The sequence below is a fragment of the Sphaerisporangium cinnabarinum genome (assembly GCF_055567015.1).
In genome coordinates, this window is sequence record NZ_JBVHRG010000012.1 from 1 (window position 1) to 23,304 (window position 23,304).

19 protein-coding genes and 1 tRNA gene are annotated in these 23,304 nt (G+C 73.0%); 5 read left to right on the forward strand and 15 right to left on the reverse strand.

The features are described from left to right. Nucleotides 1–91 precede the first annotated feature (91 nt). The 3 genes from ACZ4MO_RS16530 to uvrB all read right to left on the reverse strand — a co-directional run bounded on the left by ACZ4MO_RS16530 (nucleotide 92) and on the right by uvrB (nucleotide 4,602). Nucleotides 92–1,213, reverse strand: coding sequence for a TerC/Alx family metal homeostasis membrane protein (locus ACZ4MO_RS16530; RefSeq protein ID WP_175010029.1), 1,122 nt, complete (start codon nucleotides 1,211–1,213; stop codon nucleotides 92–94). 6 nt (nucleotides 1,214–1,219) lie between these two features. Further along, nucleotides 1,220–2,218: a TerC family protein gene (locus tag ACZ4MO_RS16535; RefSeq protein ID WP_175010030.1), complete on the reverse strand. Its 999-nt coding sequence runs from the start codon at nucleotides 2,216–2,218 to the stop codon at nucleotides 1,220–1,222. Nucleotides 2,219–2,493: 275 nt separating this feature from the next. Further along, nucleotides 2,494–4,602, reverse strand: a complete 2,109-nt coding sequence (uvrB, locus tag ACZ4MO_RS16540; RefSeq protein WP_499279249.1) for an excinuclease ABC subunit UvrB — start codon at nucleotides 4,600–4,602, stop codon at nucleotides 2,494–2,496. 241 nt (nucleotides 4,603–4,843) lie between these two features. On the opposite strand from uvrB, the gene ACZ4MO_RS16545 reads away from it, so the two are divergent. Beyond that, on the forward strand, nucleotides 4,844–6,196 hold the full coding sequence (locus tag ACZ4MO_RS16545) for a choice-of-anchor A family protein (RefSeq protein WP_175010032.1): 1,353 nt from the start codon (nucleotides 4,844–4,846) through the stop codon (nucleotides 6,194–6,196). A gap of 50 nt (nucleotides 6,197–6,246) precedes the next feature. Here ACZ4MO_RS16545 and ACZ4MO_RS16550 read toward each other — a convergent pair whose 3' ends face one another. The 3 genes from ACZ4MO_RS16550 to ACZ4MO_RS16560 all read right to left on the reverse strand — a co-directional run bounded on the left by ACZ4MO_RS16550 (nucleotide 6,247) and on the right by ACZ4MO_RS16560 (nucleotide 8,100). Then, entirely contained in the window at nucleotides 6,247–6,864 is a 618-nt protein-coding gene (locus tag ACZ4MO_RS16550; protein ID WP_175010033.1) for a pyroglutamyl-peptidase I family protein, read from the reverse strand. Further along, on the reverse strand, nucleotides 6,861–7,502 hold the full coding sequence (gene coaE, locus ACZ4MO_RS16555; RefSeq protein WP_175010034.1) for a dephospho-CoA kinase: 642 nt from the start codon (nucleotides 7,500–7,502) through the stop codon (nucleotides 6,861–6,863). The genes ACZ4MO_RS16550 and coaE overlap by 4 nt, the downstream gene beginning before the upstream one ends. A gap of 64 nt (nucleotides 7,503–7,566) precedes the next feature. Next, a complete protein-coding gene (locus tag ACZ4MO_RS16560; protein ID WP_175010035.1) occupies nucleotides 7,567–8,100 on the reverse strand; it encodes a MarR family transcriptional regulator in 534 nt (177 codons plus the stop codon). A 152-nt stretch (nucleotides 8,101–8,252) separates the two neighbouring features. On the opposite strand from ACZ4MO_RS16560, the gene ACZ4MO_RS16565 reads away from it, so the two are divergent. Continuing rightward, nucleotides 8,253–10,208, forward strand: coding sequence for an ABC transporter transmembrane domain-containing protein (locus tag ACZ4MO_RS16565; protein WP_175010036.1), 1,956 nt, complete (start codon nucleotides 8,253–8,255; stop codon nucleotides 10,206–10,208). A gap of 202 nt (nucleotides 10,209–10,410) precedes the next feature. Here ACZ4MO_RS16565 and rpsA read toward each other — a convergent pair whose 3' ends face one another. Together rpsA and ACZ4MO_RS16575 are read right to left on the reverse strand one after the other, a co-directional pair. Further along, nucleotides 10,411–11,895, reverse strand: coding sequence for a 30S ribosomal protein S1 (gene rpsA / locus ACZ4MO_RS16570; RefSeq protein WP_175010037.1), 1,485 nt, complete (start codon nucleotides 11,893–11,895; stop codon nucleotides 10,411–10,413). A gap of 219 nt (nucleotides 11,896–12,114) precedes the next feature. After that, a complete protein-coding gene (locus ACZ4MO_RS16575) occupies nucleotides 12,115–13,140 on the reverse strand; it encodes a 6-phosphofructokinase (protein ID WP_034651013.1) in 1,026 nt (341 codons plus the stop codon). Nucleotides 13,141–13,530: 390 nt separating this feature from the next. On the opposite strand from ACZ4MO_RS16575, the gene ACZ4MO_RS16580 reads away from it, so the two are divergent. Further along, nucleotides 13,531–14,379, forward strand: coding sequence for a methyltransferase domain-containing protein (locus ACZ4MO_RS16580; protein WP_175010038.1), 849 nt, complete (start codon nucleotides 13,531–13,533; stop codon nucleotides 14,377–14,379). A gap of 10 nt (nucleotides 14,380–14,389) precedes the next feature. On the opposite strand, the gene polA is transcribed toward ACZ4MO_RS16580, so the two are convergent. Continuing rightward, nucleotides 14,390–17,095: a DNA polymerase I gene (gene polA / locus ACZ4MO_RS16585; protein ID WP_175010039.1), complete on the reverse strand. Its 2,706-nt coding sequence runs from the start codon at nucleotides 17,093–17,095 to the stop codon at nucleotides 14,390–14,392. 100 nt (nucleotides 17,096–17,195) lie between these two features. Here polA and ACZ4MO_RS16590 point away from each other — a divergent pair, with 100 nt between their 5' ends. Then, nucleotides 17,196–17,579 (forward strand): hotdog fold thioesterase, encoded by a 384-nt coding sequence (locus ACZ4MO_RS16590; protein WP_108046864.1) that lies wholly within the window; start codon nucleotides 17,196–17,198, stop codon nucleotides 17,577–17,579. Nucleotides 17,580–17,615: 36 nt separating this feature from the next. Here ACZ4MO_RS16590 and ACZ4MO_RS16595 read toward each other — a convergent pair whose 3' ends face one another. Together ACZ4MO_RS16595 and ACZ4MO_RS16600 are read right to left on the reverse strand one after the other, a co-directional pair. Beyond that, nucleotides 17,616–18,281 (reverse strand): GNAT family N-acetyltransferase, encoded by a 666-nt coding sequence (locus ACZ4MO_RS16595; protein ID WP_157837895.1) that lies wholly within the window; start codon nucleotides 18,279–18,281, stop codon nucleotides 17,616–17,618. A 229-nt stretch (nucleotides 18,282–18,510) separates the two neighbouring features. Continuing rightward, complete coding sequence (locus ACZ4MO_RS16600; protein ID WP_228086484.1) at nucleotides 18,511–19,131, reverse strand: ANTAR domain-containing response regulator; 621 nt, start codon at nucleotides 19,129–19,131, stop codon at nucleotides 18,511–18,513. 190 nt (nucleotides 19,132–19,321) lie between these two features. Between ACZ4MO_RS16600 and ACZ4MO_RS16605 the strand changes: the two genes are divergently transcribed. Further along, nucleotides 19,322–19,395: transfer RNA gene (locus ACZ4MO_RS16605), tRNA-Leu, on the forward strand. 33 nt (nucleotides 19,396–19,428) lie between these two features. Here the strand turns inward: ACZ4MO_RS16605 and ACZ4MO_RS16610 are convergent. The 4 genes from ACZ4MO_RS16610 to pyk all read right to left on the reverse strand — a co-directional run bounded on the left by ACZ4MO_RS16610 (nucleotide 19,429) and on the right by pyk (nucleotide 23,279). After that, nucleotides 19,429–20,253, reverse strand: a complete 825-nt coding sequence (locus ACZ4MO_RS16610; protein ID WP_186810510.1) for an alpha/beta fold hydrolase — start codon at nucleotides 20,251–20,253, stop codon at nucleotides 19,429–19,431. Between the two features lie 161 nt (nucleotides 20,254–20,414). After that, nucleotides 20,415–20,771: a hypothetical protein gene (locus ACZ4MO_RS16615; RefSeq protein WP_186810511.1), complete on the reverse strand. Its 357-nt coding sequence runs from the start codon at nucleotides 20,769–20,771 to the stop codon at nucleotides 20,415–20,417. Next, complete coding sequence (locus ACZ4MO_RS16620; protein ID WP_175010043.1) at nucleotides 20,768–21,691, reverse strand: DNA polymerase beta superfamily protein; 924 nt, start codon at nucleotides 21,689–21,691, stop codon at nucleotides 20,768–20,770. The genes ACZ4MO_RS16615 and ACZ4MO_RS16620 overlap by 4 nt, the downstream gene beginning before the upstream one ends. Nucleotides 21,692–21,848: 157 nt before the next feature. Next, a complete protein-coding gene (gene pyk, locus ACZ4MO_RS16625; protein WP_144683736.1) occupies nucleotides 21,849–23,279 on the reverse strand; it encodes a pyruvate kinase in 1,431 nt (476 codons plus the stop codon). Nucleotides 23,280–23,304: the final 25 nt, after the last annotated feature.

The following is a 23,304-nucleotide window of genomic DNA, read 5'->3' on the forward strand; positions in this document are numbered from 1 at the left end:
GGCTCGAGCACTACAACATGAACCGACCCCACCTTGGCATCGGCGGCATTCGCCCCATCGACCGCGTCAACAACGCAGCGGGTCAGTACAGCTAGCGCGCGGCGCTCCCGCGGGGGCCCGCGCCGCCCCGCGGCGGGGTCTCCCCCGCCGCGGGCGCCTCGTCGGTCACGGTCTCCGTGGCGTCCTCCGCGGACGGCGCCGCGGTGCCGGGCTCCACGACGCCCGACGACGCGCCCTGCGCGTGCAGCGCACGGGTGCGCAGCAGGCTCGCGACGGTCGTCACCGCGAGCGCCCCGACGATCACCACGAGCGAGAGCCAGATGGGGACCGTCGGCACCGCCTCGAGGTGCTCGCCGCCGTTGATGAACGGCAGCGTGTTCTCGTGCAGCGCCTCGAGGATGAGCTTGACGCCGATGAAGCCGAGGATGACGGCCAGCCCGATCGGCAGGTAGACGAGCCGCTCGAGCAGGCCCCCCAGCAGGAAGTAGAGCTGGCGCAGGCCCATCAGGGCGAACACGTTCGTCGTGAAGACGATGAACGGGTCCTGCGTGAGCCCGAAGATGGCAGGGATGGAGTCGAACGCGAACAGCAGGTCGGTGCTGCCGATCGCGAGGAACACGACGACGAGCGGCGTGAAGACTCGCTTGCCGTCCTCGACCGTGCGCAGCCGGCCGCCGTCGTACCGGGTGCCGAGCGGCAGGACCCGGCGCAGCGCCCGCACGGCCCGGTTCTCGTGGTACTCCTCGGGTTCGTCGCCCCCCGCCACGAGCTTGATCGCCGTGTACACGAGGAACGCGCCGAACAGGTAGAACACCCACACGAACTGCGAGATGATCGCCGCGCCCGCCAGGATGAACGCCCCCCGCAGGACGAGCGCGACGATGATCCCGACCATGAGGACGCGCTGCTGCTGCTCTCGCGGGACCGCGAAGCGCGCCATGATGATGACGAACACGAACAGGTTGTCCACGGAGAGGCTGTACTCCGTGAGCCACCCCGCGTAGAACTCCCCGGCCGGGGCCGCGCCCCCCACCGCTCCGACGACCGCCCCGAAGACGAGCGCGAGCGCGACGTAGAACCCGACCCACAGCGCGCTCTCGCGCATGGACGGGACGTGCGGCCGGCGCCCGACGACGAACAGGTCGACGAGGAGCAGGACGGCGAGCGCCGAGAGCGACGCCCACTCGAACCAGACGGGGAGTTCGTGAACCATCGGTGGCTAGCCCTCCGAGATCTCGGCCTCGCGCCGACGGTCGGCGCGGTCCTTGGCCAGGCTCGCGATCGTGGTGATCGCGAGCACGACGACGATGAACCCGAGGGACAGGGCGGTCGGGATCTCCGGGATGACGGTGATGTGCTCACCGCCGTTGATGAACGGCACCTCGTTCTTGTGCAGCGCGTGGATGAGCAGCTTCACGCCGATGAAGCCGAGGATCGCCGCGAGGCCGTAGGCGAGGTAGACGAGGCGGTCGAGCAGGCCGTCGATGAGGAAGTAGAGCTGGCGCAGGCCCAGCAGCGAGAACGCGTTGGCCGCGAACACGAGGTACGTCTCCTGCGTGAGGCCGAAGATCGCGGGGATCGAGTCGACGGCGAAGAGCAGGTCCGCGCTGCCGATCGCGATCATCACGATGAGCATCGGGGTGATGAAGCGCTTCCCGTCGATCTTGGTCGTCATCTTGTCCTCGACGTACGTCTCCGTCGTCGGGAACAGGCGGCGGGTCAGCTTGAGCGCGCCGTTCTCGTGGAACTCCTCGTCGTGGCCGGAGCCCGCCTTCACCTGCGTCCACGCCGTGTACAGCAGGAACGCGCCGAAGACGTAGAAGATCCAGCTGAAGTTCTCGATGAGCGCCGCGCCCAGGAGGATGAAGATCGTGCGCAGGACGAGCGCGATCGTGATGCCGATCAGCAGGACCTTCTGCTGGTACAGCCGCGGGACGCGGAAGCTCGTCATGATGAGCACGAAGACGAAGAGGTTGTCGACCGACAGGCTCTTCTCGGTGATGTAGCCGGCGAAGTACTCGCCGCCGTACGTCGAGCCCCAGACGGCCCAGACGATGCCGCCGAACAGCACCGCGACGGCGACGTAGCCCGCGGACCACCAGCTGGCCTCGCGCAGGCTCGGGGCGTGCGGCGTGCGCACGTGCCCGACGTAGTCGACGGCGAGCATCGCGAGGATCACGCCGATGGTGACGAGCCAGGCCCAGACGGGGACGTCCATGCAGAAACCTCCGGTACGTAGCACTGAGTACCGAAGGTCTCTTCCGCCACGCACCGCCACGCGCGCGTCCGTGACGCGGGCTGGTAGTTGCGGGACCGGTGACACCGGGCCGACGACTGCGCCGACCGTGATGACGACATCACCGCGGAGGAATACTCCCCTTCAACGAGGAGCCAGCATAGGCCATCGCTCCTGCTCGTGTGACAACACCACGCCACCGCGGACTGTTCCGCGGGCGCGCCCACGACGACGCCGGGCCGGTCCCCCAGAACCGATCAGGCCGTCGCCGCGTGCATCTGGCGCAGCTCCTTCTTGAGCCCCGAGATCTCGTCACGCAGCCGCGCCGCGAGCTCGAACTGGAGCTCGCCCGCGGCCGCGTGCATCTGGTCGCTCAGCTCCTGGATAAGCTCCGCGAGGTCGCTCGCCGCGGCGCCCGCGAGCCGGTTGCCCGACGACGCCCCCTCCTTCGGCCCGCCCGGCACCGGAGCCTTGCCCTTCGCGCCCTTGCCCGGCTGGCGGTAGCCGCCGGCCAGGAGCTCGGCGGTGTCCACGTCCTCGCGCGCGAGCATGTCCGTCACGTCGGAGATGCGCTTGCGCAGCGGCGTCGGGTCGACCCCGTGCTCGGTGTTGTACGCGATCTGCTTCTCGCGGCGGCGCTCGGTCTCCTCGATCGCCGCGGCCATCGCCGGCGTGATCCGGTCCGCGTACATGTGCACCTGGCCGGACACGTTACGGGCCGCGCGGCCGATCGTCTGGATGAGCGACTTGGGCGAGCGCAGGAAGCCCTCCTTGTCGGCGTCCAGGATCGCGACGAGCGAGACCTCCGGCAGGTCGAGACCCTCGCGCAGCAGGTTGATGCCGACGAGCACGTCGTACTCGCCGAGGCGCAGCTCGCGCAGCAGCTCGACGCGGCGCAGCGTGTCGACCTCGGAGTGGAGGTAGCGGACCCGGACGTCCTTCTCGAGCAGGTAGTCCGTGAGGTCCTCGGCCATCTTCTTGGTGAGCGTCGTGACCAGCACGCGCTCGTCGCGGTCGACCCGCTCGCGGATCTCGTGCAGGAGGTCGTCGATCTGGCCGGTGGTCGGTTTGACGATCACCTCCGGGTCGACGAGGCCCGTCGGGCGGATGATCTGCTCGACCACGCCGTCTGCCATCGAGAGCTCGTAGTCACCCGGCGTGGCCGACAGGTACACCGTCTGGCCGATGCGCTCGACGAACTCCTCCCACCGCAGCGGGCGGTTGTCCATCGCGCTCGGCAGGCGGAACCCGTGGTCCACCAGGCTGCGCTTGCGCGACATGTCGCCCTCGAACATCGCCCCGATCTGCGGCACGGTCACGTGCGACTCGTCGATGACGAGGAGGAAGTCCTCCGGGAAGTAGTCGAGCAGCGTGTTCGGAGGCGAACCCGCCTCCCGGCCGTCGATGTGCCGGGAGTAGTTCTCGATCCCGGAGCACGTGCCGATCTGGCGCATCATCTCGATGTCGTAGGTGGTGCGCATGCGCAGGCGCTGTGCCTCGAGCAGCTTGTTCTGCCGCTCGAGCTCGTCGAGCCGCTCCGCGAGCTCGGTCTCGATCGAGGAGATCGCGCGCTCCATGCGCTCCGGACCCGCGACGTAGTGCGTCGCGGGAAACACGTGGATGCTCGGTTCGGAGCGGATGACCTCGCCCGTGAGGGGGTGCAGCGTCTGGATGCTCTCGATCTCGTCGCCGAAGAACTCGATGCGGACCGCGAGCTCCTCGTAGACCGGGATGATCTCGACCGTGTCGCCGCGCACGCGGAACGTACCGCGCGTGAACGCCATGTCGTTGCGCGTGTACTGCATGGTGACGAACTGCCGCAGCAGGTCGTCGCGCTCCACCTGCATGCCGACGTCGAGGCGCACCATCCGGTCGACGTACTCCTGCGGGGTGCCAAGACCGTAGATGCACGACACCGACGCCACGACGACGACGTCCCGGCGCGTGAGCAGCGAGCTCGTCGCGGAGTGTCGCAGCCGCTCCACCTCGTCGTTGATCGACGAGTCCTTCTCGATGTAAGTGTCCGTCTGCGCGATGTACGCCTCGGGCTGGTAGTAGTCGTAGTACGAGACGAAGTACTCGACCGCGTTGTTCGGCAGCAGCTCACGGAACTCCGTGGCGAGCTGGGCGGCGAGCGTCTTGTTGGGGGCCATGACGAGCGTGGGGCGCTGCAGCTCCTCGATCAGCCAGGCCGTCGTGGCGGACTTCCCCGTACCGGTGGCGCCGAGCAGCACGACGTCCTTCTCGCCCGCGCGGACGCGCTGCGAGAGGTCCGCGATGGCCGTGGGCTGGTCGCCCGACGGCTGATACTCGGAGATGACCTCGAACGGAGCGGTGGCGCGCTGGAGATCGGTCACGGGACGCATGGGTCCACGGTACGTCCAGCCACCCACATCGTTCGCGGGAGGGCCTCGACCGACCGCGTGCCACCTACACCCGACTTCACCCGCGCGCAATTTGGAAGGCGTGGTGCCGAACCCCTAGTGTTCTCTCGACCTGCCCGCTCCCCGACGCCCGTGGAGCCCCGGTGACCGGCCGGCCGTGGGCGTCGCGACCCGCGCGCAGCTCTCGTCAGCACGGCCACCGACCCCTCGACCTGGAGCCCTCATGCGCCTGCACCCCGCGCGCCCCCGCGGAATCCCCCTGCTCGCCCTCACGACCCTGGCCCTCACGGCCGGCCTCGCCGCGCCCGCGAGCGCCACCCCTGCCGTGGACGCGGACGACGTCTGCTCCGCGGACGCCACGACCCGCCCCGTCGGCGTGTACGAGCTCACGGCCGTGGAGGACACGGGGGTCGGCATCTGGGCCGGCGGCGGGCTCACCGTCACGACCGCGACCGAGCTCGAGGGCCGCGTCGTCGTCGGCGGGGACGCCGACCTCGCCGGGGCGGGCTCCCTCAACGTCGGGACAGCGGGCGGCGGCGGCTCGGGGATCACCCCCGCGGGCGGGACCGACATGCTCGTCGTCGGCGGCGACCTCGCCACCGCGCGGAACACGCAGGTCGGGTTCCACGCGTCGCGCGGCGGGAACGTCGTGGTGGGCGGCACGATCACGGGCGCCGCGCCGAGCACGGAGAGCGCGAACGCGCTCGGCACGCACGGGTCCGTGCGGCAGGGCGTGGGCCGGGACGCGGCGCTCGCGCCCTACGACGAGCTCCCCGCGCTCGTCGACGGCATCGCGGCCGACGCCGTCGACGGCGCCGAGGCGGTCGCCCCCGAGAACGGCGTCCTGACCCTCGAGGCGGGCGCGCGGTACGCGCTCACGGCGGAGGGTGCCGCGTCGCTGCGCGAGCTGCACGTCACGGGCACCGGCCCGGTGCTGCTCAGCGTGAGCGGCTCCACGGTGCGCATCCCGTCCCTCGCGTACGTCGCGTACGACGGCGTGCGCCTCTACCAGGCGACCCAGTACCTGTCGTCGCACTTCCTCTGGGCGTTCCCGGACGCGACGCAGGTCGCGCTCGGCACGAACGACCAGTTCCCCGGCACGATCGTCGTCCCGCGCACCGACGCGACGCTCACGGTCTCCACCTCGACCAACGGTCGCGTCCTCGCGAACGGCGCGGTCGCGTACACCGGCGGGGCCGGCATCGAGCACCACAACTACCCGTTCGCGGGCCCGTGCGAGCCGGTCCCCGTCGTCACGGAGCCCGAGCCGGAGCCGTCGCCCGAGGTGCCGACCCCGGGCGACACCGCGACGACGACGCCCCCCACCGCCGCCGAGACCCCCGGTGCCGAGGCGCCGGGCGAGCCTGCGGCGGAGAGCACGCCCTCCCCGGAGGCGACGCCCGTCGCGAGCGCGGACCCGACGCCGTCGGCCGCGCCCACCGGGGAGGCGGCGCCGGGGAGCGGGCTGGCCTCGACCGGCGCGTCCGTCGTCGTGCTCGCCGTGGTGGCGGCGCTGCTGCTCGCGGGGGGCGCGACGCTGCTCGTCGTCGTCGCCCGACGCCGCGCGGCGAGCTGACGTCCGCGGCGCCGGGGCCGGCAGGAAGACCTGTCGGCCCCGGCGCCCGCTCAGCTCACGGTGCCTGCGGCGACACGCGGCTCGGGCGCGCCGCGCAGAGCCTGGCGGACGACGGCGGCGACGGCCGTCACCTGGTCCTCGACCGGCAGCACACGGGCCTCCGGCACGTGGACGAAGCCCGCACGGCGACCCGGTACGGAGCCCCAGTGGTGCATGAGGGCGTAGAACACGTCGTTGCACACGTACGTGCCCGCCGTCCCGGACACCTCCACGGGGACGCCGACCTCCCGGACCGCGAGGAGCGACGCCTTGAGCGGGAGCGTGGACCAGCGCCCCACGGGCGCCCCCGGCACGACGGGGACGTCGACCGGCTGCGCTCCGGCGTTGTCGGGGATCCGGGCGTCGCGCACGTTCACGGCCACGCGTTCGAGGCGCACGCGCCCGGAACCGCCCGCGAGCCCCAGCGCGACGACGACCTGGGGGTCGTGCTCGCGGACGGCGGCCTCGAGCGCGGGCCAGGCACCGGCGAACGTCACGGGGAGCCGCACGGCGACCACGCGGTCCCCCACGAGGTCCTCGCCGCGCGCGGCGAGCCGCTCGGCCGTCTCCCAGGAGGGGTTCGTCGCGTCGCCGCCGAAGGGCTCGAAGCCGCTCACCACGACCGTCACGCCTCGCGCTCCTCGATCTCCGCCCGCGCCTCCGCGTCGACCTCCGCGCGCACACGCGCCCAGAGCGCGTCGACCTGCGCGCGCAGCGCGTCGGGCTCGCCCGACCCGTCGAGGGTGACGTCCGCGGCCGCGAGCCGGGCGGCGTCGTCGGCCTGCGCGGCGAGCCGCGCACGCGCCTCGTCCTCGCTCAGCCCGCGCGACGAGACGAGGCGGTCCACCCGGACGTCCTCGGGCGTGTGCACGACCACGACGCAGTGGAACCGCGCCGGGTCGCCCGTCTCGACGAGGAGCGGGATGTCGTGCACGACGACGGCCCGCGGGTCGGCCGCGCCGGCGGCGGCCTCGCGCTCGGCGGCGAGCCGGCGCACCTCGGGGTGGACGATCGCGTTGAGCCGCTCGCGCGCGGCGTCGTCCCCGAACACCACGCGCCCGAGCGCGGGCCGGTCGAGCGCGCCGTCCTCGTCGAGCACCTCGGGGCCGAACGCCTCGACGACCTCGTCGAGCCCGACGGTGCCGGGCGCGACGGCGTCGCGCGCGAGGGCGTCGTAGTCGACGACCACCGCGCCCAGCTCGGCGAAGCGGGCGAGCGCGACGGACTTCCCCGCTGCTATTCCTCCGGTCAGGCCGATGCGAAACATGCGTCCATCCTGCCAGCCGGCGCACGGCACCGCGCCGGGGCACGCGCCGGTCACCGCGGGACGCTCAGCCGCGGGACCTGGCTCCCGTGGACTGCTCGGGGCTGGCGTCGCCGCCGGGCCGCTCGCCCGCGACGGCGCGCAGGAGCCGGAGCAGCTCGGCACGCTCGTGCGCGTCCAGGCGGGCCAGCAGGGTGCCCGCGCTCGAGGAGCGCTCCGCCCCGACCTGCTCGACGACCTCACGCCCACGCGGTGTGAGCTCGACGAGCGTCGCGCGCCGGTCCTGCGGGTCGGGGGTGCGACGCACGAGACCGGCCCGCTCGGCGTCGTCGACCTTCGAGGTGACCGAGCGCGGCGCGACGTCGAGGGCCGACGCCACCGCGCCGAGCCGGCACGGTCCGTCGCAGCGGGAGAGGAAGCGCAGCATCCGGAACTGGCCGGGCGTCGTCCCCGCGGGCTCGAGCCGCTCGCTCGCCTCGCGGCGCACGCTGCGCAGCGCGGCGTGCAGGAGCGCGAGGAACTCCCCCGCCTCGTCGGTGGAGGCGGCCTGGCCGCCCGGAGGTACGCCCGGCGTGGCAGGCTGGCTCGGGTCGGTCGTCACGAGGCGAGCGTACCGAAACCGGGCTCACTTGTGGTATCGGCTCATTGTGAGTTAGACTCACTATCGAATCGCGCGAGCGATCCTCGGACCGCGCCCGCCGGACGGCCACCGCCGCCGCGGACGACGCGCCCCTCCCCCACCCAGGAGGCCTCATGTCCTTCCCCTCACCCCTCCCCGGCCACGGCGGCCCGCGCGGCATGCGCTCCTTCCGCCAGGACTCCTCCGTCACCTCCCGGCGGCTGCACCGCGGCACGATCCGCCGGGTGCTCGCGTTCGCCCGGCCCTACCGGCGCCAGCTCGCCGCGTTCCTCGTGCTCATCTCCGTCGACGCCGCCGCGGGAGCGGTCACCCCGCTGCTCTTCCGGCGCATCATCGACGACGGCATCACCGCCGGGGACGTCGGCCTCGTCGTCGCCCTCTCGGCCGTCGCGGCCGGTCTCGCCGTGCTCTCCGGCGCGCTCGGCGTCGCGCAGCGCTGGTTCTCCTCGCGCATCGGCGAAGGGCTCATCGTCGACCTGCGCACCGCCGTCTTCGACCACGTCCAGCGCATGCCGCTCGCCTTCTTCAGCCGGACGCGCACCGGTGCGCTCGTCCAGCGTCTCAACGGCGACGTCCTCGGCGCGCAGCAGGCGTTCACGTCGACCCTGTCGAACGTGTTCTCCAACCTGCTCACCGTCGTGTTCGTGCTCGCCGCGATGCTCTCGATGTCGTGGCAGCTCACGCTCCTCGCGCTCACCCTCCTGCCCGCCTTCGTCCTGCCCGCCCGCTGGGTCGGCAAGCGCCTCGCCGCGATCACGCGCGAGAGCTACGAGCTCAACGCCGAGGCGGCGCAGACGATGAACGAGCGCTTCAACGTGGCGGGCGCCCACCTCGTCAAGGTGTTCGGCGACCCGGACCGCGAGTCGTCCCGGTTCGCCGCCCAGGCGCGCCGGGTCCGCGACATCGGGGTGCGCCAGGCCATGTACGGGACCGTGTTCCGCGTCGGGCTGACCGTCGTCGCGTCCGTCGCCGTCGCGATCGTCTACGGCCTCGGTGGCGTCATGGCCATCTCGGGCTCGCTCACCGTCGGCACCGTAGTCGCGCTGACCGCCTACCTGGGCCGTCTCTACGGCCCCCTCACGGCCATGTCGAACGTCCAGGTCGACGTCATGACTGCGCTCGTCAGCTTCGAGCGCGTGCTCGAGGTGCTCGACCTCGAGCCCACCGTGACGGACGCCCCCGACGCCGACGACCTCGCCGCGGACGTCGCACGCGAGGGCGCGAGCCTCGAGCTCGACGGCGTGACCTTCCGCTACCCGAGCGCGGCCGAGGTCTCCCTCGCCTCGCTCGAGTCCGTGGCGGTGGAGGGCACCGACCCGACGACCGACACGCTCCACGACGTCTCGTTCTCCGTGCCCGCGGGCGCGATGGTCGCGCTCGTCGGGTCGTCCGGCGCGGGCAAGACCACCGTGTCGCAGCTCGTGACGCGCATGTACGACCCGAGCGCCGGCCACGTGCGGATCGCCGGTCGCGACCTGCGCGACGTCACGCAGGAGAGCCTGCACGACGCCGTCGGCGTCGTCACGCAGGAGGCGCACCTCTTCCACGACTCGATCGCGGAGAACCTGCGGTACGCCAAGCCCGACGCGACGGACGCCGAGCTCGAGTCCGCGCTGCGCCGTGCGCACGTGTGGGACGTCGTCGCCGCGCTGCCGTCCGGCATGGACACCGTCGTGGGCGACCGCGGCTACCGGATGTCCGGCGGCGAGCGGCAGCGCCTCGCGATCGCGCGGGTGTTCCTCAAGGCCCCGCAGCTCGTCGTCCTCGACGAGGCGACGGCGCACCTCGACTCGGACTCCGAGGCGGCGGTCCAGGCCGCGCTCGCCGAGGCGCTGCGCGGGCGGACCTCGCTCGTCATCGCCCACCGGCTCTCGACCGTCCGCGAGGCCGACCTCATCGTCGTGCTCGACGCCGGCCGCGTCGTCGAGACGGGCACGCACACCGAGCTCCTGGCGCGTGGCGGACGCTACGCCACGCTCTACCGGACGCAGTTCGCCGACTCGCCCGCGCCGTCGGGCACCGACCCGGCCACCGTCCCGGCCCCCGAGCCGGCGACGGCAACAGCCTGACCGCCCACCGCCGACCAGGCGGTCCCGGCTCGTCGACCAGGCGGTCCCGGCTCGTCCGCGGCCGCTGACGGACCGGAACCACCTGGTCGGCGCCGTGGGTGCCAGGGTGCGTGCGTGCGGACATGGCGAAGGCCCGCCACCCCGAGGGGTGGCGGGCCTTCGTCTGCTCAGCGTGGCGTCCCGCGCGGGGCCGCCGGCCGAGTCAGTTGCCCGTGAGCTTCTCGCGGAGCGCGGCGAGCGCCTCGTCCGACGCGAGCGTGCCCGTCGCCTCGGCGGCCGGGGCCGACGAGTAGGACGTGCTGGAGGACGACGACGAGCTCGAGGAGCTCGTGCTCTCGCCCGACGCGGCGTCGTAGTCGGCCTTGACGGCCTCCGCGACCTGCTTGCGGTGCGCCTCCCAGCGCTCGTGCGCCTTGGCGTACTCCGCCTCCCACGCCTCGCGCTGCGCCTCGAAGCCCTCGAGCCACTCGTTGGTCTCCGGGTCGAAGCCCTCGGGGTACTTGTAGTTCCCCTGCTCGTCGTACTCGGCGGCCATGCCGTAGAGCGCGGGGTCGAAGTCGTCCGACTCCGGGTCCACGCCCTCGTTGGCCTGCTTGAGCGACAGCGAGATGCGGCGGCGCTCGAGGTCGATGTCGATGACCTTGACGAAGACCTCGTCACCGACGTTGACGACCTGCTCCGGCAGCTCGACGTGGCGCACGGCCAGCTCCGAGATGTGCACGAGGCCCTCGATGCCGTCCTCGACGCGCACGAACGCACCGAACGGGACGAGCTTGGTGACCTTGCCCGGCACGACCTGACCGATCGCGTGGGTCCGGGCGAACGTCTGCCACGGGTCCTCCTGCGTCGCCTTCAGCGACAGCGAGACGCGCTCGCGGTCGAAGTCGACGTCCAGGACCTCGACCGTGACCTCCTGGCCGACCTCGACGACCTCGGACGGGTGGTCGATGTGCTTCCAGGACAGCTCGGAGACGTGCACGAGACCGTCGACACCGCCGAGGTCCACGAACGCACCGAAGTTGACGATCGAGGAGACGACACCGGGGCGCACCTGACCCTTCTGCAGCGTCTGCAGGAAGGTGGAGCGGACCTCGGACTGCGTCTGCTCGAGCCAGGCACGGCGCGAGAGGACGACGTTGTTGCGGTTCTTGTCGAGCTCGATGATCTTCGCCTCGATCTCCTTGCCGACGTACGGCTGGAGGTCGCGGACGCGACGCATCTCCACCAGGGAGGCCGGGAGGAAGCCACGGAGGCCGATGTCGAGGATGAGACCACCCTTGACGACCTCGATGACGGTGCCGGTGACGACGCCGTCCTCCTCCTTGATCTTCTCGATCGTGCCCCAGGCGCGCTCGTACTGGGCGCGCTTCTTGGACAGGATCAGACGGCCTTCCTTGTCCTCCTTCTGGAGGACGAGGGCCTCGACCGCGTCGCCGACGTTGACGACCTCACCGGGGTCCACGTCGTGCTTGATGGACAGCTCGCGGGAGGGGATGACGCCCTCGGTCTTGTAGCCGATGTCGAGGAGGACCTCGTCGCGGTCCACCTTGACGATCGTGCCTTCGACGATGTCGCCGTCGTTGAAGTACTTGATGGTCGCGTCAACGGCGGCGAGGAAGTCCTCCTCGGTGCCGATGTCGTTGACGGCAACCTGGGGTGCGGACTTCGCGGGGGTAGAGATGGTCATTGAGTTCGATGCTCCGATGCGGACAGGTGTAGTCGAGCGGGTAGGGTTTCTCGGCGCGTCTCCCACCGACGCCCCCGGACGCTCCGACGCCGTGGTCGACGTCGTGGCTCGGGATGAAGGCGGGCGCAGCGCACCGCCGTCCACCTTATCCGGGTGTCACCCCGGCGGTCAACGCGGTCTCGCGCCCCCCGCCGGGGCGTCCCGGCTACCGGTTCCGCGTCACGCGAGCACGCGCGCGACGCGCAGCAGCTCTTCCGGGACCCGCTTGGGGCGGCCCGCGACCTCCGCCAGCGGCACGAGCTCGACGCGCTCGCCCCGCAGCGCCGTCATGACGCCCGACGTCCCCGCGCTCACGGCGTCCACGGCCGCGACGCCGAAGCGGCTGCCGAGGATCCGGTCGGTCGGCGTCGGCTCTCCGCCGCGCTGCACGTGCCCGAGCACCGTGAGCCGGGTGTCGAACCCGGTGCGCTCCGCGATCTCGGCGCTCACGCGCTCCCCGATGGACCCGGCGACGATCTCGCCGAACCGGCCGAGCTGCTGCGTGAACTCCATCGACGACCCCTCGCGCGGCACGGCGCCCTCGGCCACGACGACGATCGAGAAGTTCGCGTGGGCGCGGTGCCGGTGCCGGAGGAACTTCACGACCTGGTCGATGTCGAACGGCTGCTCCGGCGCGAGCACGACCTCCGCGCCGCCGGCGATGCCCGCGTTGACCGCGATCCAGCCGGCGTGGCGCCCCATGACCTCGACCACCATGACGCGGTTGTGGCTCTCCGCCGTCGTGTGCACGCGGTCCAGCGCCTCCGTCGCGATGTTCACGGCGGTGTGGAACCCGATCGACAGGTCCGTGCCCTCGACGTCGTTGTCGATCGTCTTGGGGATGGCGACGATCTTCACGCCCGCCTCCGCGACGCGGCTCGCCGCGTGCAGCGTGCCGTCGCCGCCGATGCAGATCAGCGCGTCGAGGTGCTCTGCCTCGACGGTCGCGAGCACGGCGTCCATGCTGCCGTCCTCCTCGCGCGGGTGGAACCGCGCCGTGCCGAGCAGCGTGCCGCCCACGGGTAGGACGTTCCGGATGTCCTGGCGGCCGAGCGGGTGCACGTCGCCGTCGACGACGCCGCGCCAGCCGTTGCGGAAGCCGATGATGGTGTGCCCGTACTCCCCCGTCCCCTGCTTGACCACGGCCCGGATCGCCGCGTTCAGGCCGGGGCAGTCGCCCCCGCCGGTGAGAAGTCCGATGCGCACCTGTTCCTCCGTCTCGTCGTCGCGTCGCGCGTCCTCGCGCGCATGCCGGGCGTCGACGGAGGTGCCGACCTCCGCGGCACCGCGTCACCCTCAACCCTAGCCACCCCCGCGCGACAGGTCACCGCCCGTCCCGGTCCGCGGGCACGCCGACGACCAAGGTCCCGACCGGACGGGCCGTGCGGCGGGCGCCCCGTGTTCGGTCGCCGGCCCGTTCCCGCCCGCAAGGACGCCGACGTGAGGCCGACGGCGGTGGGCGGCTGCGGTGGGCGGTGGCGGCGGTGGCCGACGGCGGTCGGCAGCGTCGGTGGGCGACGGCGGTCAGCGGCGTCGGTGGGCGACGTGGTCGTCGAGGTGCCGGGCGGCATCGCGGTGGACCGGGAGAATGGGCGCATGAGCGCGTCCTCCTCGTCCGTGCCGCCCTCCGCGGCCATCCCGCCCGGGCCGACCGCCGACGCCGGCTACCGCGACGTGCCCGCGTCCGAGGGCGGACGTGCCGGCCGAGAGTGGTGGGACGCGAACGCGCAGGAGTACCTCGACGAGCACGGGTCCTTCCTCGGCGCGGCGGACTTCTGCTGGTGCCCGGAGGGCCTGCGGGAGCGCGACGCGCGGCTGCTCGGCGACGTCGCCGGGCGCCGCGTTCTCGAGGTCGGCGCGGGCGCGGCGCAGTGCTCGCGCTGGCTCGTGACGCAGGGGGCGAAGGTCGTCGCGACGGACGTGTCCGCCGGCATGCTCGCCGCGGGGGCGGCCCTGGACCGGGCGACGGGCGTGCGCGTCCCGGTCGTCCAGGCCGACGCGCGCCGGCTCCCGTTCGCCGACGCCACGTTCGACGCGGCGTTCACGTCGTTCGGCGCGATCCCGTTCGTGCCCGACGCGGCGGCCGTCCACCGCGAGGTCGCGCGCGTGCTGCGGCCCGGCGGCACGTGGACGTTCTCGGTGACACACCCGACCCGGTGGGCGTTCCCCGACGACCCGAGCGAGCACGGGCTGACCGCGAACCGCTCCTACTTCGACCGCAGGCCCTACGTCGAGACCGACGCCGCCGGCCGGGTCGTCTACGCCGAGTACCACCGCACCCTGGGCGACCACGTGCGCGAGGTCGTCGCCGCCGGGCTGGAGCTGCGCGACGTCGTCGAGCCCGAGTGGCCCGCCGAAAACTCCGAGGTGTGGGGCGGCTGGGGCCCGGTGCGCGGCACCTACCTGCCCGGGACGGCGATCTTCCGCACGCGCCTCCCGGGCTGAGTCGCCTGGATCAGTGGCCCGCCTCGTGCCACGTGGCCCCGACGCCGACCGAGACGTCGAGCGGCACGTCCAGCTCGGCGGCCGCGCCCATCTGCGTGCGCAGCACCTCCTCGACCGCGTCGCGCTCGCCCGGAGCCACCTCGACCACGAGCTCGTCGTGCACCTGGAGGAGCAGCCGCGACCGGAGCCCGCGCTCGTCGATCGCGCGCTGCACGTTGAGCATCGCGACCTTGATGATGTCGGCCGCGCTGCCCTGGATGGGCGCGTTGAGGGCCATGCGCTCCGCCATCTGGCGGCGCTGCCGGTTGTCGCTCGTGAGGTCGGGCAGGTACCGGCGGCGCCCGAGGATGGTCGCCGTGTAGCCCGTGGCCCGCGCCTCGTCGACGACGCCCGTGAGGTAGTCGCGCACGCCGCCGAAGCGCTCGAAGTAGTCGTCCATGAGCTTCTGGGCCTCGCCCACCTCGATGGTGAGCTGCTGCGAGAGCCCGAACGCCGACAGCCCGTACGCGAGGCCGTACGACATCGCCTTGATCTTCGAGCGCATCGCGGGCGTGACCTCGGCCGCCGGGACCTCGAACACGCGCGACCCGACGTAGGAGTGCAGGTCCTCCCCGGACCGGAACGCCTCGATGAGGCCCTCGTCGCCCGAGAGGTGCGCCATGATGCGCATCTCGATCTGGCTGTAGTCAGCCGTCATGAGGGTCTCGTAGCCCTCGCCGACGACGAACGCACGCCGGATGCGCCGGCCTGCCTCGGTGCGGATCGGGATGTTCTGCAGGTTGGGGTCGGTCGAGCTGAGCCGGCCCGTCGCCGCGATCGTCTGCTGGAACGTCGTGTGGATGCGGCCGTCGTCGGCGACGGACTTCAGCAGCCCCTCGACCGTCTGGCGCAGCCGCGAGGCGTCGCGGTGCGCGAGCAGGTGCTCGAGGAACGGGTGCTGCGTCTTGACGAAGAGGTCCGCGAGCGCTGACGCGTCGGTCGTGTAGCCCGTCTTGATCTTCTTCGTCTTGGGCATCCCCAGCTGGTCGAACAGCACCTCCTGGAGCTGCTTGGGAGAGCCCAGGTTCACCTCGCGCCCGATGACGGCGTACGCCTCCGACGCGGCCGTCGCGACGAGGTCGCCGAAGTGCTGCTCGAGCTCGCGCAGGTACGTGACGTCCGCCGCGATCCCACGCTGCTCCATGCGCGCGAGCACCTGGGACAGCGGCAGCTCGAGGTCGGCGAGGAGCGTCGTGGCCCCCCGGTCCTCGAGCTCCCCCGCGAGGACCTCGCCGAGCTGGGCGACGGCGAGGGCACGCACCGCGTCCCTCTCCTGCTCGCCGCTGCCGTCGAGCGAGAGGTCGAGCGCGCCCTGGGCGTCGTTGCCGGCCTCGGTGTCCGGGCGCAGCTCACGGTGCAGGTGCCGCACGACGAGGTCGCCCAGGTCGTAGCCGCGCTGGTCGGGGTGGCACAGGTACGCGGCGAGCTCCGTGTCGAACGTGACGCCGGCGAGGTCGTAGCCCCGCGCCGCGAGCTCGTGCCAGGCCGACTTCGCACCGTGCACGACCTTGGGCCGCTCCGGGTCGGCGAGCCACGCGGCGAGCGCCTCGTCGTCGGCGCCCGCCACGTCGGCGAGCTCGAGCGCGACGGCCGCCCCCGCGTCGTCGGACACCGCGAGGCCCCAGGCGTCCCCGCCGCCCGGAACGGCCTTGCCGGCCACCTCGACGCCGAGCGGGCGCGCGCCGTGCTCGGTCAGCCAGGCGCCCAGGCCCCCCGGCAGGACGGTGGCGAGCGCGACGTCGAACCCCGCCTCGGCCTCGACCTCGCCCTCGGGGGCGATCGCGAAGAGCCGGTCGCGCAGGGCGCGGAACTCGAGGGCGTCGAGCACGCGGTGGGCGGCCTCGCGGTCCCAGGGACGGGTCGCGAGGTCGTCGGGGCCGACGGGCAGCTCGAGGTCGAGCAGGAGCGCGTTGAGCTGTCGGTTGAGGCGGACCTGGTCGAGGTGCGCCCGGAGGTTCTCCCCCGCCTTGCCCTTGATCTCGTCCGCGTGGTCCAGCAGGCCGTCCAGGTCGCCGTACGCCGTGATCCACTTGGCGGCCGTCTTGGGGCCGACGCCGGGGATGCCCGGCAGGTTGTCGGACGTCTCGCCGACGAGGGCGGCGAGGTCCGGGTAGCGCTCGGGCGGCACGCCGTACTTCTCGACGACGGCGGCGCTGTCCATGCGCGCGAGCTCCGAGACGCCCTTCTTCGGGTAGAGCACCGTGACGTCCGGGCCGACGAGCTGGAACGAGTCCCGGTCCCCCGAGCAGACGAGCACCTCCATCCCGGCGGCGGCGCCCTGCGTCGCCAGGGTGGCGAAGATGTCGTCGGCCTCGTAGCCCTCGCGCTCGAGCGTGGGGATGTGCAGCGTCTCCAGGATCTCCTTGATGAGCGGCACCTGGCCCCGGAACGGCTCGGGCGTGGACTCCCGTGTGCCCTTGTAGCTGGGCAGGATCTCGGTGCGGAAGGACTGGCGCCCGGCGTCGAACGCGACGGCGACGTGCGTGGGCTCCTCGTCCCGCAGGAGGTTGATGAGCATCGAGGTGAACCCGTAGACCGCGTTCGTGTGCTGCCCCGTGGTCGTCGAGAAGTTCTCCGCCGGGAGCGCGAAGAACGCGCGGTAGGCCATGGAGTGTCCGTCGATGAGCAGGAGGCGAGGTCGCGCGGAGGTCGTCACGGGTGCCAACCTATCGCCCATGACCCACACGCACGGCTCCGACCAGAACGCCGCCCCGACCGGGACGCCGTCCCCCGCCACCCCGTCGACACCCGACACCCCGCGCCACGCCTACGAGGCGATGGGCCTGCGCACCGAGGGGACGCTCATCGAGCGCATGGGCATCGAGCTGGGCGAGGTGGGGGCCGACCGTGTCACGGCCCGCATGCCCGTGGCGGGCAACACGCAGCCCGCGGGGCTGTTGCACGGGGGTGCGTCCGTCGTCCTCGCCGAGACGCTGGGGTCCATCGCCGCGCAGCTGCACGGGGGGCCCGGCCGCGCGGCCGTGGGCATCGAGGTGAACGCGACGCACCACCGGGGGGTGCGCGACGGCTGGGTGCACGGCGAGGCGGTGGCGGTGCACCGCGGACGCACGACGGCAAGCTACGAGATCGTCGTGTCCGACGACGAGGGTCGCCGCGTGTGCACGGCGCGCCTCACGTGCCTGATCCTCGCGCAGGGCTGACCGGGCGACACCGGCCGCAGGACGCGGGCGCCAGGCTCAGCCGGGCAGGGTCTCGCGCGTGTCGGCCGGCGTCACCACGCCCGCGCGGCGGTTGTACTCGGCCTGGAACTCGCGCAGGTCGACCGGCCCGGACATGGTCTCGGTGCGGGCGCGCCGACGGCGCGCGATGAGGTCCTCGAGCGAGCGCGTGCCCCGGCGGGCGGGGGTGAGGTCGGCCGCGAGCCGGCGCTGCAGGACCGCCGTCGAGACGACGCGGTGCCCGGCCACCGGGCCGAAGCCCAGCCGCGCGAGGAAGCGCTGCACCCCACGGGAACCGGGGATCGGCACGGAGTAGACGTGCGTCGCGCCGGACGACGCGGCGAGCTCGGCCGTCGCGCTGAGGAGCGCGTGGCCCACCCCGCGGCGCCGGGCGTCCTCCCCCACGTACACCGCCTCGACGTACAGGCTCGGTTCGTCCGCGAACAGGTGCGGGTCGAGCACGCGGGCCAGGACGAACCCGACGGGGCGGCCGTCGTGCAGGGCGACGAGCACGTTGCCGCCGGGCAGGGTGAGCAGCACCGACAGGTGCCGGACCAGGCGGTCCTCGTCGGGTGCGCAGATCTGCGCCCCCGACGCCGACTCGCGGCGTGCCTCCGAGCACAGCACAGCGATCCCCGGCAGGTCGTCGCCGACCGCGGGCCTGACCTCCACTGCTGGGCGCACTGCGCTCCTCCTCGTTCGCACCGTGGACCGGCGGCACCGAGGGACGTGGGGCGTGAAAAGGTCCACGTCGCTCGGACAGCACCGTCGGCCGTCGACTGAGCACTACGTGGCGACCGTGTTCACCGCCCCGGAACTGCTGGACGCCAGTCCAAGACGATAGCCCGCCCGGAGCCCCGTGACAAAGGTCCTGATCAGGACCCCGCGCGGCGCACCGGGCGCGGCCGGCGGCTCAGGCGCCGCCGACCTGCTCGATGACGGCGTCCGCGACCTCGCGCATCGTGAGGCGGCGGTCCATCGACGTCTTCTGGATCCAGCGGAACGACTCCGGCTCCGACAGGCCCATCTTGGTCATGAGCAGGCCCTTCGCGCGGTCGACGCGCTTGCGCGTCTCGAAGCGCTCCGCGAGGTCGGCCACCTCGGACTCGAGGGCCGTGATCTGCGAGTAGCGCGAGATCGCGATCTCGACCGCGGGCAGCAGGTCCGCCGGCGTGAACGGCTTGACGACGTACGCCATGGCGCCCGCGTCGCGCGCCCGCTCGACGAGCTCCGCCTGCGAGAACGCCGTCAGCAGGACGACCGGGGCGGCGTGCGCCTTGCCGATCTGCTCCGCCGCGGAGATGCCGTCGAGCTCGGGCATCTTCACGTCCATGACCACGACGTCGGGCTTGAGCTCGAGCGCCAGCTTCACCGCCGTCGCGCCGTCGCCGGCCTCGCCGACGACGTCGAACCCGGCGTCCCGCAGCGTCTCGACGACGTCGAGACGGATCAGGGCCTCGTCCTCCGCGACGACGGCGCGGCGCGCGGCACGACCCGACGGGGCGGGGGTGGCGGCGGGCTCGGGCTCGATCATCGGGGGCAGGTCGAGCGGCTGCTTGTCCTCGGGCTGCGCTGTCTGGTCACTCACGGGACTCATCGTAGTGCGCCGCACCGGGTGCCGCCCCCGCGTTTCACCCTCCGGGGAGTGTGATTCTCGTGAAGGCACGCGTGTGTGGTTCGATGGTGCCCGCGCGGCGGAGACCGACAGGTCCGCTCCGCGCACGGCCCCGGTAGCCCAACCGGCAGAGGCGTTCGGCTCAAACCCGATCCAGTGTGGGTTCGAATCCCACCCGGGGCACCCCTCATCTCGGTGGACGTGCGGTGCTCGACGTCACGGCTCCTCGCGGTCGAGGAAGTCCCGCGTGGTCGCGACGAACGACTCGACGCTGGAGTACGGCAGCCCGTGCGGAGCCCCCGGGACCGTGACGAGCCGCCCGTCGGGCAGCGCGTCGACGAGGCGGCGGGCCCACGTCCCCGAGACGAGCGGGTCGCGGTCCCCGACGAGCACGAGGACGGGCTGCGTGATGCTCTGCACCAGGTGGCTGACCTCGGCGCGGCGCGCCTGCTTCAGGGCCCGCACCGCCGCGACCGGACCGGCCCGCAGGTAGTCCACGACGGCGATCGGCAGCAGCGACCACCTCTCGCGCGGGCCGTCGAGGAGCAGGCGCCACGCGCTCTGCCACCACCGGGGGTGCTCCGGGTCCCGGGAGGGACCGACGAGGACGACCCGCCGGACCAGGTCGGGCCGCTCCGCCGCGAGATGACTGACGATCTGGCAGCCCAACGAGTGCCCGACGACGTCCGCGCCCGTCATGCCGAGCCCGTCCATCCAGCGGGCCACGACGTCCGCCATCTCGGCCATCGACGGCAGGTGCGGCGGGCGGCCGCTGCGGCCGACGCCCGGCAGGTCCAGGGCGGCGGTGCGACGGTCCGTACCGAGCCGCCGAACACCCGGCTCCAGGTATCGCGTCGACAGCGCGAGCCCGTGCACGAGGACCACGTCGGCGGGTACGTGGCGGCCCTCCGGGCGGTCCGCCCGGCCCGGCTTCGCCACGACGGAGTACACCCGCACCCCGTCGATCAGGTCGTACCGCTCCTGGAGGGCCGGGAGGACCGTGCCCGCCGACGAGCGCTCACGCCGACGCGCTCGGGGCACGGCAGACCTCGCTCTCCCACCGTCGACCGGTGGCTGGGTGGTCAGCACCGAGCGGTCGCCGAGCGCTGGGCCACCACTGTAGAGGGCGCGGACGCGCGCCACCGCGGGACTCCGGACGGCACGGACGGACGGCGGGCCCCGCCTGCGGGAAGCACGGGCGTCTAGAGCTCGGGCCGTGCCGAGTCCAGCACGACCGCCTCGCGCGCGGCCTCCCGGGCGGCGGCGCTCGCGTCGCGCGCCGCCTGCCGGGCGATCGCCTCGTCGCCGAGGAGAGCGGCGGAGCGCGCGACGGTCGCGGACGTCAGCGCGTCCTGCGCGCTCCGTTCGGCGGCCTCCGCCACCTGCTGCACCTGCTCGCACACGCTCGCGGCCGCCTCCGCGGTCTCGCGCGCGTCCCGGCGCGCGACGAGCGCGCGGAAGGTCGCCTCGCGCGCGGCTGCCGCCGCGCCGTCGGCGTCGGGGTCGCTCGCCGCCGCGTACAGGTCCTGGTCGACGTCCTCGATCTGCTCGCTGGTCACCCACGTGAGGGTAGGGCCGACCTGCCGTGCTCGCTCGAGCGAGGCCCCCGCTCGTCGGACGGCACCGAGGCCGACCGGACGCCGTGCCCGTTCGTCGGCGCCGACCGCGACCCGCCGGGGCCGTACCGGGCGACCGCCGACCGGAAGAGCTCCCCCGCCACCGACCGAGCCGTCAGAGGCTCGGCCCCCGGCGCCGTCGTGGCCGCCGAGGCGGCGGCGAGCTCGTCGTCGACGAACCGGCGGAGCACGGCCGGGACGGGGCCCGCGCCCATCTCGCGCGAGACCGCCTTGAGCGCGACGAGCCCGGACGCCTCCCGCACCACCGCGCTCGGCGCCTCGCCCTCGTCGAGCAGCGTCGCGAGGCGCATGGGCGGGACGGCGTCCGACCGCACGCGCAGCCAGCGCAGCGTCGCGGCCGGGCGCAGGACGTAGAAGAACTTCTTGAGCGGCACGTCGTCCGCCGTCCACCAGCGCTCCCGCTGGCAGAGCGCGACGTGCAGGTAGTGCCGCCGCAGGGCGTCGCGGTGGACCACCCGCTCGGCGAGCGCGAGCAGGTCCGCCTGGAACGCGACGTCGCCGCGGTACACGATCGGCGAGCGCAGCCACTCCAGCAGCGTCGCGTTCCCGCGCACGAGCAGCCGCACCGCCTTGACGAGGTCCCACCCGTTGACGTCCAGCACCGCGTCGAGCGGCGTCTCGACGACGTCGCGCCGCGGCCAGGGGTCGAGGTAGTCGGCCTCGGACCGCACGTACACGAAGCGGCAGTCGTAGTCCGAGTCCGGCGACGGGAACCCCCACGCCCGGCTGCCGCTCTCCACCGCGAGCGGCACCGTCACGCCCTCGTCGCGCACGACGGCGTCGAGCCGCGCGTCGACCCGACGCACGACCGCGGGGTCCAGGGACGCAGGCACGGCACGCATCCCGCGAGGGTAGGGGTGCGCCGCGGGCCGTGTCGCGGGCTTTCCCGGAGGCGCAGGACGACCGACGGCGGCGCCCCCGCGCAGGGGGCGCCGCCGTCGGGCAGCACGAGCGCCCGGGTCGGGCGCGCGGCGTCAGCTCCGGTGCGAGCTCCGGACGTCAGTTCCGGGTGTCGGAGTGGTCGCCGATCTTGTGCACGAGGATCGAGTTCGTCGTGCCCGGCTGGCCCACGGGGGCGCCGGAGACGACCACCACGAGGTCGCCGACCTCGGCGAGGCCGTTGGCCTGCAGGGTCGTGTCGACCTGGCCGACCATCGCGTCGGTGTTCTCCACCTCGGGCACCTGGTAGGTCTGGGTGCCCCACGTGAGCGACAGGACGTTGCGCACGTGCTCGCGCGGCGTGAACGCGAGCAGCGGGATGGACGAGCGCAGGCGCGACATGCGGCGCGCCGAGTCGCCCGACTGCGTGAACGTCGCGAGGTACTTCGCACCGAGGATCTCGCCGATCTCGGCCGCAGCGCGCGTGATGGCGCCACCGCGGGTGTGCGGGGTCGAGCCGAGCGGCGCGATGCGCTCGCGGCCCGCCTCCTCCGTCGCCTCGATGATCCGGGCCATCGTCTGGACCGTGAGGATCGGGTACTCGCCCACGCTCGTCTCGCCCGAGAGCATGACCGCGTCGGCGCCGTCGAGGACGGCGTTGGCGCAGTCGGACGCCTCGGCGCGCGTCGGGCGCGGCGAGTTCGTCATGGACTCGAGCACCTGGGTGGCGACGATGACGGGCTTCGCGTTGCGACGCGCGAGCTCGACGATGCGCTTCTGGACGAGCGGCACCTGCTCCAGCGGGAGCTCGACCGCGAGGTCACCACGGGCGACCATGACGCCGTCGAACGCGTCGACGATCTCGGCGAGGTTCTCGACGGCCTGCGGCTTCTCGATCTTCGCGACGACGGGGACCGTGCGGCCCTCCTCGTCCATGATCCGCTTGACGTCCTCGAAGTCCTTCGCGGACCGCACGAACGACAGCGCGATGATGTCGGCGCCGAGCTTGAGGGCCCAGCGCAGGTCGTCCTGGTCCTTCTCGGAGAGCGCCGGCACGGAGACCGCGACACCCGGGAGGTTCAGGCCCTTGTTGTTCGACACCGGGCCGGCGACCTCGACGCGCGTGACGACGCGCGGGCCCTCGACGGCGGTGACGCGGACGAGCACCTTGCCGTCGTCGATGAGGATCGGGTCACCGACGCGGGCGTCGCCCGGCAGGCCCTTGTGCGTCGTGGAGACGAGCTCCTTGGTGCCGACGACGTCCTCGGTCGTGATCGTGAAGGTGTCACCCTCCTCGAGCCAGTGCTTCTCGTCTCCCGCGAAGCGGCCCAGACGGATCTTCGGCCCCTGGAGGTCGACGAGGACCGCCACGGAGCGGCCCGACTCGGCGGCGGCCTCGCGCACGCCGTGGTAGACGGCCGCGTGCTCCTCGGCGCTGCCGTGGCTGCGGTTGATCCGCGCCACGTCCATGCCCGCGTCGACGAGCGCGCGGAGCTGCTCCTTCGACTCGGTCGCGGGTCCGATGGTGCAGACGATCTTTGCTCTGCGCATATCTCCAGCCTCTAGTCTTCCGACC